At 64.3% G+C, this 15,849-nt stretch carries 14 protein-coding genes; 3 read left to right on the forward strand and 11 right to left on the reverse strand.

The window, feature by feature from the left end:
- Positions 1 to 27: 27 nt before the first annotated feature.
- Genes HV823_RS04410 through HV823_RS04430 form a run of 5 tightly spaced genes read right to left on the reverse strand, consistent with a single transcriptional unit; the run spans position 28 to position 5,781 of the window.
- Positions 28 to 1,182 carry a glycosyltransferase gene (locus HV823_RS04410; protein WP_176948510.1) on the reverse strand — a complete coding sequence of 385 codons (1,155 nt, stop codon included), beginning with the start codon at positions 1,180 to 1,182 and terminating at the stop codon, positions 28 to 30.
- Positions 1,179 to 2,426: an O-antigen ligase family protein gene (locus HV823_RS04415; protein WP_176948511.1), complete on the reverse strand. Its 1,248-nt coding sequence runs from the start codon at positions 2,424 to 2,426 to the stop codon at positions 1,179 to 1,181. Before HV823_RS04415 ends, HV823_RS04410 begins: the two co-directional genes overlap by 4 nt.
- Complete coding sequence (locus HV823_RS04420; RefSeq protein WP_176948512.1) at positions 2,423 to 3,994, reverse strand: undecaprenyl-phosphate glucose phosphotransferase; 1,572 nt, start codon at positions 3,992 to 3,994, stop codon at positions 2,423 to 2,425. Before HV823_RS04420 ends, HV823_RS04415 begins: the two co-directional genes overlap by 4 nt.
- Before the next feature lie 58 nt (positions 3,995 to 4,052).
- Complete coding sequence (locus HV823_RS04425; protein WP_176948513.1) at positions 4,053 to 5,237, reverse strand: glycosyltransferase family 4 protein; 1,185 nt, start codon at positions 5,235 to 5,237, stop codon at positions 4,053 to 4,055.
- Between the two features lie 4 nt (positions 5,238 to 5,241).
- Positions 5,242 to 5,781, reverse strand: coding sequence for a polysaccharide biosynthesis/export family protein (locus HV823_RS04430; protein WP_425487638.1), 540 nt, complete (start codon positions 5,779 to 5,781; stop codon positions 5,242 to 5,244).
- A 245-nt stretch (positions 5,782 to 6,026) separates the two neighbouring features.
- On the opposite strand from HV823_RS04430, the gene HV823_RS04435 reads away from it, so the two are divergent.
- Complete coding sequence (locus tag HV823_RS04435) at positions 6,027 to 8,249, forward strand: GumC family protein (RefSeq protein WP_176948515.1); 2,223 nt, start codon at positions 6,027 to 6,029, stop codon at positions 8,247 to 8,249.
- 15 nt (positions 8,250 to 8,264) lie between these two features.
- On the opposite strand, the gene HV823_RS04440 is transcribed toward HV823_RS04435, so the two are convergent.
- The 3 genes from HV823_RS04440 to HV823_RS04450 all read right to left on the reverse strand — a co-directional run bounded on the left by HV823_RS04440 (position 8,265) and on the right by HV823_RS04450 (position 10,681).
- Complete coding sequence (locus HV823_RS04440; protein WP_176948516.1) at positions 8,265 to 9,530, reverse strand: GNAT family N-acetyltransferase; 1,266 nt, start codon at positions 9,528 to 9,530, stop codon at positions 8,265 to 8,267.
- Positions 9,531 to 9,720: 190 nt separating this feature from the next.
- Entirely contained in the window at positions 9,721 to 10,461 is a 741-nt protein-coding gene (locus tag HV823_RS04445; protein ID WP_176948517.1) for a metallophosphoesterase family protein, read from the reverse strand.
- 4 nt (positions 10,462 to 10,465) lie between these two features.
- Complete coding sequence (locus tag HV823_RS04450; protein WP_176948518.1) at positions 10,466 to 10,681, reverse strand: DUF2842 domain-containing protein; 216 nt, start codon at positions 10,679 to 10,681, stop codon at positions 10,466 to 10,468.
- 125 nt (positions 10,682 to 10,806) lie between these two features.
- Here HV823_RS04450 and HV823_RS04455 point away from each other — a divergent pair, with 125 nt between their 5' ends.
- Positions 10,807 to 11,910 carry a COX15/CtaA family protein gene (locus HV823_RS04455; RefSeq protein ID WP_176948519.1) on the forward strand — a complete coding sequence of 368 codons (1,104 nt, stop codon included), beginning with the start codon at positions 10,807 to 10,809 and terminating at the stop codon, positions 11,908 to 11,910.
- A 135-nt stretch (positions 11,911 to 12,045) separates the two neighbouring features.
- Here the strand turns inward: HV823_RS04455 and argC are convergent, their stop codons facing one another.
- The 3 genes from argC to HV823_RS04470 all read right to left on the reverse strand — a co-directional run bounded on the left by argC (position 12,046) and on the right by HV823_RS04470 (position 15,094).
- Entirely contained in the window at positions 12,046 to 12,978 is a 933-nt protein-coding gene (gene argC, locus HV823_RS04460; protein ID WP_176948520.1) for an N-acetyl-gamma-glutamyl-phosphate reductase, read from the reverse strand.
- A 242-nt stretch (positions 12,979 to 13,220) separates the two neighbouring features.
- A complete protein-coding gene (speB, locus tag HV823_RS04465; protein ID WP_176948521.1) occupies positions 13,221 to 14,174 on the reverse strand; it encodes an agmatinase in 954 nt (317 codons plus the stop codon).
- Positions 14,175 to 14,302: 128 nt separating this feature from the next.
- The gene (locus HV823_RS04470; protein WP_176948522.1) at positions 14,303 to 15,094 is read right to left on the reverse strand and encodes a phenylalanine 4-monooxygenase; all 792 of its coding nucleotides are present in this window, start codon (positions 15,092 to 15,094) and stop codon (positions 14,303 to 14,305) included.
- A gap of 138 nt (positions 15,095 to 15,232) precedes the next feature.
- Between HV823_RS04470 and HV823_RS04475 the strand changes: the two genes are divergently transcribed.
- The gene (locus tag HV823_RS04475; protein WP_176948523.1) at positions 15,233 to 15,694 is read left to right on the forward strand and encodes an Lrp/AsnC family transcriptional regulator; all 462 of its coding nucleotides are present in this window, start codon (positions 15,233 to 15,235) and stop codon (positions 15,692 to 15,694) included.
- Positions 15,695 to 15,849 lie beyond the last annotated feature (155 nt).

The raw sequence follows: 15,849 nt of genomic DNA on the forward strand, positions 1-15,849 counted from the left end.
TCGCTTTTCACTTTTGCGCAGCATGCTTCATCTCGCCAGCCTGCGGTAGATCGCTTCGGTATCTGCGATCATGCGGGGCAGGCCGTAGTCGCCGCTGCGGCGCAGCGCTTCGGCGCGAAAGCGTTCGAAGCGGGCTGGGCTCGCCGCCTTGATCATCGCCTTGGCAAACGGCCTCGGATCGTCGACGTTCTCCACCAGTACGCCGTTGCGGCTGTCTGCCAGCACGGTCGACGCACCGCCCACCTCGGTGAGAACGAGCGGGCGTGCGGCCGCCGCAGCCTCCAGCATCACATAGGACATTGCCTCGTAGCGGCTCGGCATCGTGAGGATGTCGATCGCATCCATCACCTGCCGGCCGGTGTAGCGCGTCGTCAGCCGGATGCGGTCGCGCGCGGTGCTCGAGTGGATCTTGTAGCCGACCATTTGCTCCAGTTCGCCGGTGCCGACCATCAGGAGATAGGCGTCGGGAAGCGTCTGCGCTGCGATCGTGAAGGCCTCGATGAGGCGCTCGGGTGCCTTCTGTGCAGAAAGCCGTCCGACGAAGCCGAACACGAGCGCATGCGCGGGGATCGCCAGCTCTTCACGGATGGAGTCCCGCAGTCCGTGCGCGGGCTCGTCTACCCCATTGACGATGATCGAAAGGCGCTTGCGCGGTATGCCGAGCGCGCGCGCATGGGCGTATTCGTCCGCCGATACGCAGATCAGTTGGTCGGTGAAAAATCGCGCCAGAAAGCGCTCGATGAAACCATAGACGAAACCGCCGGTGGCGCCGAGGTGCGGATCCATGGTGCGGAAGGCGTGCGGCGTATAGATGCGCGGCACGTGCGGACCGGGAAGTCGCAGCCGAGACAGTGCGCCCGCCTTCGAGCTGTGCCCGTGAATGGCGTCGAACGGTCCGTGCTTGCGCATCAGCCTGTGCAGGCCGATGTAGGAGGCGAAGTCGGAAGGGCCGGGAGAGCGCGCCATGTCGAGCGCGTGCACGCCGTCCAGCCCGATGGAAAGCAGCTCGCAGACGAAACGTTCCTCCGCGCGGCGTGGTGAATAGACAGCATGCACGACATGGCCGCGCTGCTTCAGGCCCCGGCAGAGGTCGAGGAAATGCCGGCCTGATCCGCCGCCGCTCGGCTCCAGCACCTGCAGCAGGCGCAGCGGCCGCGTCGCGTTGTCCTTTGCCGGCTTCATCGCGTGCGCACCGGGGGTGCAAGGCGCCTTTGATGGCGATGCTCGAGCGCGAAGCAGCCCCAGAGGATGCCGACGATGAGATAGAAGTGACGCCAGTGATCGGTGTCGATGACGAAGCCGATGGCGGTGTGGCCGACGAAGGCGATGTAGGCGATCATCAGGAAGGGCTGCCAGGGACGGTTTAGCAGGAGGTTCCGGAAGCCGACCCATAGCGTCCACACGACCAGCGTCAGGTAGCAGAGAAAGCCGAGCCAGCCGTAGCTCGTCAGCGACTTCAGCCAGATATTGTGCTCGTCCTCCGGAAAGATCGTGCTGAACACCATCGGCCCGATCCCGAGCGGCGTCTCCATCGACATCAGGAAGCCGAGCCTGTGGCGGTCGAAGCGGCCGAGATGGCCGCCGTCATAGTCCTGCACGAGCTGCGTCCGGCTGGAAAAGAGTTCGGCCACCTGCGGGATCTGCAGCGCTATGACCAGTGCCATCACCATCAGGCCGACAGCCGCGATGCTGAGTGCGAGGATCTTCAGGCGGAAGGCGCCGGTGCGTTCCTTCAGCAGCATCACGAAGACCATGGCGACGGCGGAGAACAGAAACAGTGCCCAGGCCGCGCGCGAAAAGGAAAGAAACAGGCCGAGCGCGATGACCAGCAGTCCAGCGAGGTTCAGCGGCGCCTGCGCCAACGACTTCGTCAAAAGGCCGTGCATCAGATAGAGGGCAGGGGCGACGAGGAAGGGACCGAACACGTTCGGATCCTGGAAGGCGCCCTTGGCGCGGTCGTAGAGGGTGAAGACTTCGCTGCCCGGAAAAGCGTTGAAATAGCCGAGGATGCCCAGCGTGGCGGTGATCAACGCGCTTGCGACCCATGCCCGGAAGATCAGCCCGAGACGCTGTGGCTTTTCCTCGATGATGGCGGCGAAGAACACCGCCGACAGCGCGAGGAACAGCGAGACGGCCACATACATCGGACCGCCCGCCATGTCCTCCATCACGGTGAGCGACAGCATGCCGCCGACATTGAAGGTGACGTAGAGGGCGAGCAGCGGCGCGACGCTGCGCGAAATTCGAAGCCCCAGGATCGCCCATACCCCGATCAGGGCGACCATGAAGAGCTCGTAGGGGGCCGGCTCGGAGATGACGAAGCCCGAGAGGAACACGCCGAACGTGACCAGGAAGGACGCGATGAGCCCCACGGTCGCAAGCTGCGGCCGCAGGGCCAGGCCTGTCGGGATCGAGACGGTGCTCAATACGCGTTTTCCGTGTTCAACAGGCGGATCGGCGTCAGAAACAGGATCTTCAGGTCGAACAGCAGCGACCAGTTCTCGATGTAGTAGAGGTCGAACTCCGTGCGGAAACGGATCTTGTCGTCGTGGTCGATCTCGCCACGCCAGCCGTTGATCTGCGCCCAGCCGGTAACGCCCGGCTTGACGCGGTGCCGGGCGAAGTACCCCTCCACCACATCGACATACTTGCGATCGTGCGATTGCGCCTGAATGGCGTGGGGGCGCGGGCCGACCAGCGACAGCTCGCCCTTGAGCACGTTGAAGATCTGCGGCAGTTCGTCGATCGAGGTCTTGCGGATGAAGCGGCCGACCGGGGTGACGCGCGGGTCGCCCTTGGTGACGGCGGCCTTCGCCGTCGGGTCCGACATGTTGGTATACATCGAGCGGAACTTGTAGACCTCGATGATCTCGTTGTTGAAGCCGTGCCGCTTCTGCTTGAAGATGATCGGGCCGGGCGAGGTCAGCTTCACCGCAAGCGCGGCGCCGATCATGACCGGCCACAACAGCAGCAACGCGAAAACGCTGAAGACGATGTCGAAGGCGCGCTTGGCGACCTTATCCCAGTCGGCGATGGGCCTGTCGAAGATGTCGAGCATGTGGACGTTGCCGACCTGCGAATAGCTGCGCGGCCGGAAACGCAGGCCGTTCGAATGCGCCGCAAGGCGTATGTCGACGGGCAGCACCCACAGTTTTCGCAGCAGCGACAGAATGCGGGCTTCGGCGGAAAGCGGCAGCGAGATGATGAGCATGTCGATGCGCGCCAGCCGCGCGAACTCCACCAGTTCCGCGATCGTTCCGAGCTTGGGGTAGCCTGCGACGACGGAGGGCGAGCGGCGCTCGTCGCGGTCGTCGAAGATGCCACAGATACGGATATCGTTTTCCGGCTGGCGCTCGAGTGCGCGGATCAGTTCCTTTGCCGGTTCTCCGCCGCCGGCGATGACGGCGCGCCGCTCCATGGTGCCGTTGCGTGCCCAGCGGCGGATCGAATAGGCGATCAGCAGGCGCTCGACCACCAGATAGGCGGCACCAAGGACGAACCAGAGGACGAACCACACGCGCGAGGCGACGCCGGCGGTCTTGAAGAGAAAGAAGGCGAGCGCCATCGCCGAAAACGCGATCGCCCAGGCGCCCAGCAGGCGCGGTATCATCCGCCAGCCGGCGCGCAGTGCTGGAATCTGGTAGGCATCGGCCAGATGCAGCAGCAGCACGCCGATCGCCGATCCGCCCGCGACCACGCCGATGTAGAACAGCATGACGTCATCGGACGGGATGACGTAGAAGCTCGTGACGCCGTAGCCGATCGCAAAGAGGGCGGTAAACTCCAGAAGCCGCAGCAGGCCCGTGATCATGGCCGGAGAATAGCTTTCGGCGCGAAACTGAAGCGCGATCTGCTGGGCCAGGGGGTTGAGCTCGACCGTCTTGCCGCCGTCCTGTTCGTCGGGGGCAGCGCCGTGCGCGATGGTGCGCACTTCGGATACCTTGCGCCGGATATTTTCCGGGTCGAAGGCGTCTGGCTTGTCGATGTGGTTCATGGCTGCGTCCGGCACCGTTAAGTTCTGACCGGATAGCAGAAAGCTCCTAAGAAAACGCTTACGCGAGGTGAGGTGAAACGGTACAACCCGCTTTCGGAGCGCCTTTGTCCAGGAGTTCGCGATAGAGATCCATCATCGTGGCGGCCATGACGGAGGCGGAGAAGGTGCCCTTGAAGCTGTCTGCGTCAGGCATCGAGTGCGCCCGCCATTTCGCATCCGTGACCGAGAGCGCCATCGTATCTGCAAGCGAATCAGGGTCGGCCGGCTCGGCGAGTGCGATGCTGTCCCGGCCGAGCACCTCCGGAATGCCGCCGACGCGGCTTGCGATGACGGGCACGTTGGCGGCAAGCGCCTCCAGCACGATGTAGGGCATCGCTTCCGCGCGCGAGGGGACGACGACGGAATGCGCCATGGCGAAGGCGTCGCGCGCCTTCATCGCCGGCATCATCGCGATCCGCCGCCCGAGCCCGAGCCGCAGCATCGTCTGCTCGTACTTCTCTTCGTCCGGTCCGTCGCCGACCATCAGTGCCGACAGCGGTCGCCCGACGCGGCGCTCGGTGCGGGCAAACGCGTCGATGAAGACGTCCGGCCCCTTCAGGTCGCGAAGCATGCCGATATAGAGAAAATCGGCGGCGTCCTCCTTGGGATAGACGGTATCGAAGTCCCGGTCGCTGATGCCGTTATAGATCCGTTCGAAGCGGCAGCGGGGTTTTCCGACCTTGGCGATGTAGCTGTCGCGCTCGAAATCGCAGACGAAGACGAGCGCGTCGGTTGCCCTTTCCAGCAGGCGTTCGGCCCGCAGCACGACTTTCCCCGCGATCGTCGAGCGAGTGAAATGGAGGCTGCCTCCATGCGGGGAATAAAGGCGGGCTACGCGATACCTGTTGACCCGCAACACTGAGCCGATGATCCGGGCGATCGCGCCACCTTTGGCGCCATGCCCGTGAAGAACATCCGGCTGCAAACTTCTTATTTCACGATAGCTGGCCCAAAGGGCCTGCAGATCGCCGGGGCTGACCGAGCGGCGGATCGGCAACCGGAAGATACCGAGCGTGAGGAACGGACGGATTTCGTCGAACAGCGTGTCCTCATAGGCGCCTCCCGTGCTGCTGTCGCAGACGATGCCCACTTCGTGGCCCTGTCGCGCATGATACTCCGCCAGATCGCGCACGTGCCGGAAGATTCCGCCGATCGGTGACCTGAAGCAGTGAATGATGCGCAGCGGGCGGTGGTTGTTCGACATTGGGTCAGAACAGCCGCTCGCGAACGTAGATCGTGTCTCCCGCAAGGACCGGATCGGAAATAGATACGCGACCGGTGATGATGCGTCCGTTGATCTTGCGCGTCACGTCGACATTCGTCTGGTTGGCGCGCGGCGAGAAACCGCCGGCGACGGCGATCGCGTTCTGTATGGTCATGCCCGCGACGTAGCTGTACTGCCCCGCCTGGCCCACTTCGCCCATGATGTAGATCGAGCGGTAGTTTGCGACCTCGATGGACACGTCGGGGTCGCGCAGATAGCCTTGGCGCAGCTTCCCGGCGATGATGCTTTCCATCTCCTGGATCGTCTTGCCGCGGGCAGGGACCCCCCCGACTAGGGGGAAGGCGATGTAGCCGGCCTGATCGACCAGATAGGTGTTGCTGAGGTTCGGTTGCTCGAACACGGTGACGCGCAAGCGGTCGCCGCTGTCCAGCCGGTAGGGCTGGATCGTCGCCTCCTGAAACGCCTTCGGCGCTGGATGATAGCCGCTGCAGCCCGCCATGACGACCGTCGCAAGGGTCCCCATCGCGATCGCGACGCCTCTGGTTATCTGTGCGAATGCCATTCGCTTGAGCCTGCCGGTATTGGTTCGTCTGTCCGCCTGTTATCATCCTGTTAGGGTTAATGGCCGGTAAATGCCGGGCAGCCGCGTCGCGTTTATTCCTGCGGGCGAGGAGGGGAGGCGCAAGGTTGTGAGAGGGCGTCCCATTAACGCTTGGGTTACCATGTTTGTTTACCGTGCGCGGAAACACGCGTTCACGGAGTAGGCATATGTCGGGCGGATACGGAGCACAGGACGACGTCGATATCGACCTCGGCGCACTGGTCCGCGCGATCTGGAGACGGCGCCGGCAGGTGCTGCTGGCGACCGTGGCATCGGCTGGCCTTGCTTTTGCCGGTGCCAGCATGATTGCGCCGAGCTACAAGAGCGAGACGCGGCTTCTCATCGAAGCGCGCGAGCCAGCCTACACCACAGGTGGAGATCGAAGCGCTGCGCGCGAGCCGGCAATCGATGAACTCGACGTCGTCAGCCAGGTACAACTGCTGCGGTCGGTGGACCTGATCAAGCAGGTCGCCCGCAACATGAAGCTCTACGAGTTGCCTGAGTTCGATCCGGCGGCCAACCCGTCGGCCTTGTCGGATATCCTCGTCGCCTTCGGGCTGAAGAAGAACCCGCTCGAACTGCCGCCGGAAGAGCGCGTGCTGAAGGAGTTTCTGGAAAAGCTCGCCGTATACCCGGTCGAAAAGTCACGTGTCGTCGCAATCGAATTCACCTCGAAGGATCCGCAGCTCGCCGCGGCCATCCCCAACGAGATGGCCAAGGTCTACCTTTCGCTGCAAAGCGGGGCGAAGCTCGATACCAACTCCGAGGCAAGCCGCTGGCTGGAGCCGGAGATCGCCAACCTCCGCGAGAAGGTACGCGAGGCCGAACAGAAGGTCGCGCAATACCGCTCCCAGTCCGATCTGCTGCCGACAGGTGAGAACGCCACCTTTGCCGTGAAGCAGCTGAACGACATTTCCAGCGAGCTTGCGCGCGTGCGCACCGAAAAGGCGACCGCCGAGGCGCGGGCGGAAAGCGTCCGTGCTGTCCTCAAGAAGGGCGGGGCGCCGGACACGCTCAGCGATGTCGTAGGCTCCCAGATGATCCAGCGACTGAAGGAGAGCGAGGCGCAGATCCAGGGACAGATTTCCGATCTCTCGACCAGCCTTCTCGACCAGCATCCGCGCCTGAAGGGGCTGCGCTCGCAGCTTGTCGGGATCCGCAGCCAGATCCAGGCCGAGACGGGTAAGATATTGGCGAGCCTGGAAAACGAGGCCAACGTTGCGCGGCTGCGCGAGCAGCAGCTCATCCAGCAGCTCAATACCGTGAAGGCTGATTCCGCCCGCGCCGGCGAAGAGGAAGTGGGCTTGAAGGCACTGGAGCGGGAGGCGACGGCCCAGCGCCAGCTGCTGGAGACCTATCTGGCGCGCTACCGCGAGGCGACCTCGCGCACCGATGCCAATTCGACGCCGGCCGACGCGCGCGTCATTTCCGCCGCCGTTCCGCCGACCGAAAGGCAGTTCCCGAAGGTCGTCCCGATCACGATTGTGGGCGGCCTTGCGGGCTTCCTGCTGTCGTCGGTCTTCATCCTGCTTTCGGAACTGTTCAGCGGACGGGGCCTGCGTCCCGTCTCGCCGCCCCATCGCGGGCCGGACGACGACGCGACGGTAGAGGACAGGCCCGTCACCAGACTGGCACCGGTACCCGAAGCGCTTCCGGCCCGGCGCGCCGTGGCCACGGCTGCCGTTGCGGCACAGGTGGAGCAGCCCGCGCAGAGTTCCATGCTCGCTGGCTACACGGACGACGAACTCGTCGAGCCCGCGACGCCGGACGTTGTGCCGCTGCAGGAAACTGACGGCGAGGAAGAAGACTTCACTGTCGGCGCCGTGGCGCGCCACGTCTTGGAAAACGCTGTGCGCGTCGCCGTCGCCGTCTCGCCGTCCGGCGATGCGGGATCGGCCGCGACCGTGGCGCTGGCACGCGCGATTGCGGATCGCGGGCGCAAGACCATCCTGCTGGATCTGACCGGCTCGGCCTATCCCACCCGGCATATGGCCGGCACAAGCCATCTCGCCGGCATCACCGACCTTCTTGTCGGAGATGCGGCCCTGGGGGAAATCATCCATGGCGACGAGCGTTCGCAGGCGCATGTGGTGGCGCGCGGCAACGCCGACATCAAGCGCGCCATGCGCGGCATCGACCGCCTTTCGATGATCGTCGACGCGCTCTCCGATGCCTATGACACGGTGCTGGTGGAATGCGGGCCAGCGGACGTTGCCGGCGTCCACCGCCTGACGCCCTCGGGAGACGCGGAAATCATCCTGTCGATCCCAGGCGCTGACGAAGATCGCGTGGTCGAACTGATCGGCGCCTTCGGAGAGGCCGGCTACAGCGAAATTGTTCTTCTGACTGGCGGCGCGGTGACGCCCGACCGGGGTCGGCGCGCCGCATAGCAACGCCGCTTGAACTCAGTTCCGATCATTTTCGGAGGCGACATCGACGAACTCGGTCTTGCCGGAACGCAGGCGCTGGACAAAGCCATAGAGCCTGGGGCTCTGCTTGATCGTCCGCTTGGCGTTCGCCTTTGCCCGGTGAACCGCTGCCACAGCAGAACCGGCAACGGTCGTCGGCCAGAGCAGGTCGTGCTGCTGCGTCTCGATGTTGCACCAGGAACGCTTGTAGGCCTGGTCGCCGATGCCGAAGTCGAAGAGTGCGGCACCTTCGCCGCAGAGCTTTTCGATCATGAGGTGAAACAGGAATTCGCCTGGGCTGGCTTCAGGCGCGAAGCCTTCGTCGATCGAGCCGAACTGGCAGAGCACATGGTCGCCCTTGCGCGACAGGCCGGCAATCGCGATGATCCGTCCCGCATCGTCACCGCTTCGGATCCGCAGCGTATGCAACCTCAGCGGATAGTTGTCTTCCCGATTTGAAACGCGGGCAAGCGCACGGAAGAAGGCCTGCGTCTCTTCCTCGCGAAAGACGTTCGGCAGGCCCAGCGCTTCGAACCGCACGGCCTTTTGCTGGAAGAACAGGGTCAGTGTGCGGCAGGCTTCGTCTCCGCTTTCCGCGATGACGTGCTCATGGCCGCCGAGCGCTTCCAGACGGCGCTCGCATTGGCGAAACTTCTTCCGCCGCCGCTTGGCGTTGAGCTGGGCGAGCGTCTGCGCGAAATCCCTGTGCAGTGACAGCTGGAACGATGCGTTCTGGTTCAGCACCGCCGGCAGCTGCGAGAGGGGATGTTCCTGCCCCCGCCAGTGCAGCGGAATGTTTTCCAGCATGAAGAGGTCGAAGTAGCGCGCGAACTGGCCGCGCGCCTGGTCGAGCGCACGCCTGAGGACCGGTGCAGGGGCCAGCGTGCGAAAGGCCTCGCTGTAGAGACCGGTATTGATGTTGCTGAAGCGTGACGCGAGGAACCGCGCGATGCGGATCGGGCCGTGGCGCACGATCTCCAGCGGCAGGATCATCTCCGTGCGCCCCGCATGGACGCCCTCGACGATCAAAAGTCGGCTGCGATGGGTGGCCGCCCAGGCGCGGCACCAGTCGTAGCCCTGGTGAAGGGAAAGGTTGTCGTCCTTCTCCAGCGACCGCCAGCTTGCCTCCAGCGGCTCCATGCGGTTGTGCAGCTGGATGGAGAACGAGATGGTGCTCGGACGTCGCGCGCCGCCGGGAACGTAGCGCGCGAACCGGCCGAGGACATCGCCATCCGTGGGCATGATCTGGAAATCGAGCTGCATTGCCTCCGCGTCCGATACCGTCGTGTCCAGGTCAGGGTTGCGCCGGGATTGGTGCACCTTACGACGGCATGAGGGGAGACTGGTTTAATTCCTGTGCCCGATGTCCGGCTGAAGGAGTGAAATCCGCAATCAAGGTTAGCATCGCGCTAACATGGCGATCCAGGTCTGGTCCGCCAGAGGCGCGTAGCGCCTATTCAAGCCAGCCGGTTGCAAGGCCGAGCGCGTAACCGCCCATCCCGCGTTCTGCTGCAAGGCGCGACATCGTGTTGTGGTCGTATCCGACGAGGCGGAAATCGACGCTCCAGCCCGTCATGCGTTCTTCCAGGATCGCATAGCGCGCGTGCGGCGAGCCGTTCTCCACCTTGTGCGGACGGGGCTCGTCGTCGTCATAGGCGGGGCAACCGACGCTTCCAGGATTGACCACCAGCCGGCCGTCGGCCAGCGTGACGCAGCGGGGGATGTGGGTATGGCCGCAGAGAATGACTGGAAATCCGATGCCTTCGGCGAAGCGTTCGATGCGCTCGCGCGGCGAAATCCGCATCGCTCCGCCCGGCGTGACATCGTCCAGCCAGTAGGTCGTGTCGCTGGCCGGCGTGCCGTGACAGAGGAAGACGCTTCCGGCGACGATCCGCGTGGCGGGAAGCGATCGCAGCCACTCGAAATGCCGCGGCGACAGCTGCGCGTGCGCGATCCGGTCCCATTCGCCCATGTCGGCGATGCTTTTCTCCAGCAGCCAGCGGTCGTGGTTGCCGCAGATGGACGGGAAGTCGTGTTCGATCAGGAGATCTGCGGTGCGTGTGGCGTTAAGGGCGCCGCTGAGGTGGTCGCCGAGATTGACCACCATGTCCACGCTGCGGCTGGCGATGTCCGACAGCACCGCCGCAAGCGCCAGGTCGTTTCCGTGGATATCGGCGATGGCTGCGATCCGCATCGCGTTACTCCTTCGGCCTTGCCGGTTTTTCCATCCACTTGATGATCAGCATGGCCGGCAGGATCCAGAGCAGCCCGCTGAAGAAGAAGTACAGCATGTGCACCCACCACGGCGAGGTGCCGAGCGTCAGCGACGCGACCGTCGTGGCCACGAGCGCGTAGACGATGACGAGGATGATGATCAGGACGGTGCCGATCAGTTTGCGCAGGCGAGGGGGCATCTGAAATCTCGTTTGTTTTATCCGCTTCGGGGCGGGCTTCTGCCGCGACCCGATGCCGCAAAGGCTCCGGGCTTGTTTTGCATGGCATCGTGATGCAAATCAACGCCGACGAGACAGGAGCCATCATGACCAGTACCGCCGCCGTGACCGAACGCCAGCTCTTGAGCGACCTCGATCGCATCGACCGCAATCGCCGGGCCGTACGCGGCTGGCTTTTCGTCGTGCTGCTCACGCTGTTCGCGCTGGTGCTCGTCGGCGGCGCGACGCGGCTGACCGGTTCCGGCCTGTCGATCACCCAGTGGAAGCCTATCCACGGCGTCATCCCGCCGCTGAATGATGCCGAATGGCAGGAGGAGTTCGAGCTCTACAAGCGCATCCCGCAATACGAACAGCTGAATTCGGACATGACGGTCGAAAGCTTCAAGTCGATCTTCTGGTGGGAATGGGCGCACCGACTGCTGGCACGATCGATCGGCATCGTCTTCGCCGTGCCGCTTCTTTATTTCTGGGCGACCGGACGGATCGAGCGGCGGCTTCGCTGGCCGCTCGTCGGCGTGCTGGCGCTCGGCGGCTTCCAGGGCTTCATCGGCTGGTGGATGGTGTCGTCGGGCCTGACGGAACTGGTCTCGGTCAGCCAGTACCGGCTCGCGACCCACCTCGTCATCGCCTGTCTGATCTTTGCCGCCTGCACGTGGATCATGCGCGGGCTTTCGCCGCACAGCGACGATCCGGCGCCGGCGGAGAATTCTAAGAGGTGGGCAGCGGCGATCGCCTGCATGGCGCTTTTCCAGATCTATCTCGGCGCGCTGGTCGCCGGTCTCGACGCAGGCCTCGCCTACAACACCTGGCCGCTGATGGACGGCGCCATCGTGCCGGGCGATCTTTTCATCCAGGAGCCCTGGTGGATCAACCTGTTCGAGAACGTAAAGACCGTGCAGTTCGTCCATCGCTGCGGCGCCTATGTGCTGTGGGCGATGGTGCTCGTCCACATGATCGCCTCGCTGCGCGCCGCCCCCGGGACCACCCATGCACGCCGCACGGTGGTGCTATTCATTCTGGTCTGTCTGCAGGCGCTGATTGGCATCCTGACGCTGATCTGGCAGGTGCCGCTCGACTGGGCGCTGGCGCACCAGGGTGGCGCGCTCGTCGTGCTTGGTTTCGCCGTCGCCCACTGGCGCGGCTTCGTCGGCGAATATCCGAAGCCGGTGGCGATCGAAGTTCGGGAATAACGGAGACGGGCGAAGCGGGTCTTGCCGGAAACGACAAAGAGCATGGTCCGGAAGTGGATCATGCCCTTTGTCGTTGGCCCGCGTCCTTTCGGGACGTAGCCCCTTTGCAAGGACAGGCCGTCCTGTCGCCACGCCTTATCCGCGCAGCATCAGGTCCATGTTCTGTACGGCCGCACCGGACGCGCCCTTGCCGAGATTGTCGAGCAGCGCGACGAGGTTGACGTGCGGCGCACCGGCGGTGCCGAAGACGAAGAGCTTCATCCGGTCGGTGTCGGCCAGTTCCACCGCGTTGACCCGGGGCAGCGCGGCGCTTTGCTTGAGATCGACGACCTCGACGATGTCCTGGCCGGCATAGTGGTCGGCAAGGGCCGCGTGGATCGAGCCGAGCGAGGCGTTGTCGTTCAGATCAGCCAGATAGAGCGGCACCTGGACGATCATGCCCTGCGCGAACTTGCCGACGGACGGCGAGAACAGCGGTGCGCGCGCGAGCAGCGCGTGTACCTGCATCTCCGGCACGTGCTTGTGCTTCAGCGGCAGGCCGTAGAGGAAGTGCGGCGCATCGATATGCTCGGGATGGCCGGCATCCTCCATCTGCGCGATCAGCTGCTTGCCGCCGCCGGTATAGCCGGAAACGGCGTTGACGGTGACGGGGTAGTCCTCCGGCAGGAGGCCGGCGGCGCGCAGCGGCCGGATCAGGCCGATCGCGCCGGTCGGATAGCAGCCGGGATTTGCGACGTGGCGGGCGGCCGCGATCTTGCCGGCCTGCGCGCGGTCCATCTCGGCGAAGCCATAGGCCCAGGCGGGATCGACCCGGTGGGCGGTGGAGGTGTCGATGATGCGCACGGAATTGTTGCCGGCGACCATGGCGACCGCTTCCTTCGCCGCATCGTCTGGCAGGCAGAGGATCGCGATATCGGCCGTATTCAGCAGATCCTCGCGCATCTTGTTGTTTCGGCGCTCGGCTTCCGGGATTGACAAAAGCTCGACATCTGCGCGGCCGGCCATGCGCGTGCGGATCTGCAGGCCCGTTGTGCCGTGTTCGCCATCGATGAAGATCTTCGGTTTCATGGGACTGCCTTTCGTTCTGCCGGTTAGGGGCACCGCAGGCCGCGCGCTGCATCGCGCAACGCCGGACGGCCTTCGGCCCGCTATACCGCCTCGGCATGACGCTTTCAATGCAAAGCGTTGGCTTGGTTGGCGCCGAGAACTCGCGACCGGCTTGATACTGCCCGCGTCGCCTCGGACCGCGATCTGACCTGCCCGCACCTTCTCCCGCAGGTGGGAGAAGGTGCGGGTGCCAAGGTGGCGGGCTACCGTCGCTCCGCCAGCCAGCCGGCGTGCAGGCCGAGCATGTACATGGCGATGGTCGAGCCGGCGATGGCGGTGATGTCGGCGTGGTCATAGGCGGGTGCCACTTCGACGACGTCGGCGCCCTTGATGTGCAGGGCACCGAGATGGCGCAGCACGGAAAGGATCTTGGCGCTCGACGGACCGCCGGCTACGGGCGTGCCGGTACCGGGCGCATAGGCGGGGTCGAGGCAGTCGATGTCGAAGGTCAGGTAGCAGGGCTTGTCGCCGACATGCCGGATGATAGCGTCGGCGATCTCGGAAGCGGACATCTCCTCGACCTCGTAGCCATAGACGATGCGGATGCCGCAATCGTCGGGCGCATGCGTGCGGATGCCGATCTGGATCGAGGTGTCGGGATCGATCACGCCGTCCTTGACGGCGCGCGCCACGAACGAACCGTGGTCGATCCGGCCCTTTTCGTCCGGCCAGGTGTCCTGGTGGGCGTCGAACTGCACCAGTGACAGCGGCCCGTGGATCGCCGCATGCGCCTTCAGCACCGGCCAGGTGACGAAGTGGTCGCCGCCAAGCGTCAACAGGAAGGCGCCGGATTTCAGGATTTTCGCCGCTTCCCGCTCGATCGTCGCCGGCGTCTTCTGGTGGTTGCCGTAGTCGAGCAGGCAGTCGCCGTAGTCGATGACGGCCATGTTTGCGAACAGGTCCTGCTGGAAGGGGTATTGCGGGTCGTTGTCCATGATGGCGGACGCACGGCGGATTGCCTGCGGTCCGAAGCGCGCGCCCGGCCTGTTCGACGTGGCGGCGTCGAAGGGAATGCCCCAGACGACGGCGTCGACGTCCCTGAGGTTCTTGGTGTAGCGCCGGCGCATGAAGGAAAGCACGCCCGCATGCGTCGGGTCGGATGCCGCGCTCTTCAGGGATTTCGCCGTGACCGCATGGTCGATCGTCTTGTTTGCCATCAGCCGTCCTCCTTGGGTTGCAGGACGTTGGCCAATCGGCAGTGCGAAGGCAAGGGGGCGGGACGGCGATTTCCACCGTCATCCGTCATCCGTCATCCGCCATCCGGGATCCCCCGGCGGAGCTGCGGTCAGGACGCCTTGGCCGCGAAGACCGGCGGGAAGTCGCCGAGCGCCTTGGCGTCGCGGATCGCAGCACCGATGTCCTCGTCGTTGATGGCGTCAAGATCGGCGAAGCTGTCGATGACGTAGTAGATCGGCTGGACGATATCGATCCGGTAGGGTGTGCGCAGCACCGTCATCAGGTCGAAGGGTCTGAATTCGCTTGTCTTCTCCACCATCGCCGCCCGTGTCTCGTTCGGCGACGAAACGATGCCGGCACCGTAGCAGCGGCGGCCCTTGTCAGTGTTGATCAGCCCGAATTCGACGGTGAACCAGAAGATGCGGAACAGGTGCCAGGAATAGTCCTTGCCGAGCGCCACGGCGTTTTCCCCGAAGCGGTGGACGAAGCTGGCATAGGCGGCATTCGTCAAAAGCGGGCAATGGCCGAACACCTCATGGAAGATGTCTGGCTCTTCGATGTAGTCGATATGCTCGCGCCGGCGGATGAAGGTGGCGAGCGGGAACTTGCCCTCCGAGAGCAACTGGAAGAACTTCGACGGCGCGATGAGCGCCGGCACACCCTCGACGCCGAAACCGGTCGCCTGCATCAGCCGCGCGTTGACGTCCTTCAGTTGCGGGACCCGCGGCGCATCCAGTCCGAGCGTCTTCACGCCGTGGAGATATTCGTCGCAGGCCTTGTCGGCGAGAAGGGCGATCTGGCGTGCATAGAGCTCGCTCCAGATCGCATCCTCCTCGGCGGTGTAGGCGTAGATGCCGTCCGCGTCCGGCAGCTTCGCGATGTATGTGCTTTCCTTCGGCATCCTGGCCTCCCGTCGCCATGCGGGCCTGCCCGCATCCTCTTACTTCGAAAAATTGTAGTCGAAGGCTGCGGATAGACTTTTCATTCTGGTGGCCGGATACTCGGAGTCTGAATGAAAATCGCGGGGAGGGCGGGTTTCATGAAAGAAATTGATCAGGCAGGTATCCGCCTTCTGCGGCTGCTGCAGCAGGATTGCAGCCTTGCGCTTGCGGATCTCGCCGAGCGCGCCGGCATGTCGCAGAGTTCCGCCTGGCGCAAGGTGCAGGACCTGGAGGCGGCGGGCGTCATCCGCGCGCGCGTGGCGTTGCTGGACGCACGCAAGCTGGATCTGAAGCTCTGCGTCATTGCGCATGTGACGCTCGACGATCATCATGAGGAGGCGATCGCCTCCTTCTCCGCCGTCGTCAGGAACCATCCGGAGATCATGGAGTGCTACGCCCTGTCGGGGGCCTTCGACTACATGCTGAAGATCCGCGCTGCCGACGTCGAAAGCTACGAGGCCTTCATGACGCGCCACCTGCTGCGCAACCCCCACGTCCGCAACGTCGTCTCCAGCTTCGTCCTGCGCGAGATGAAGGCCTCGACGGAACTGCCGATCTGAAGGGCTTCCCGGCGCAGTCGCGATAAAAGTCGGGAAAAGGGCTTTTCTGCGCGGCGGACTCGACGCGGCTGGATACCGGATCAAGTCCGGCATGACGGGGAATGGTATGTGCCTGAGTAGGACTGCGGCTATTCAAACCTTGTCGCCCCCCCCAT

Origin of the sequence: Mycoplana rhizolycopersici, assembly GCF_013378445.1 — a bacterium.
Lineage (GTDB): Bacteria > Pseudomonadota > Alphaproteobacteria > Rhizobiales > Rhizobiaceae > Mycoplana > Mycoplana rhizolycopersici.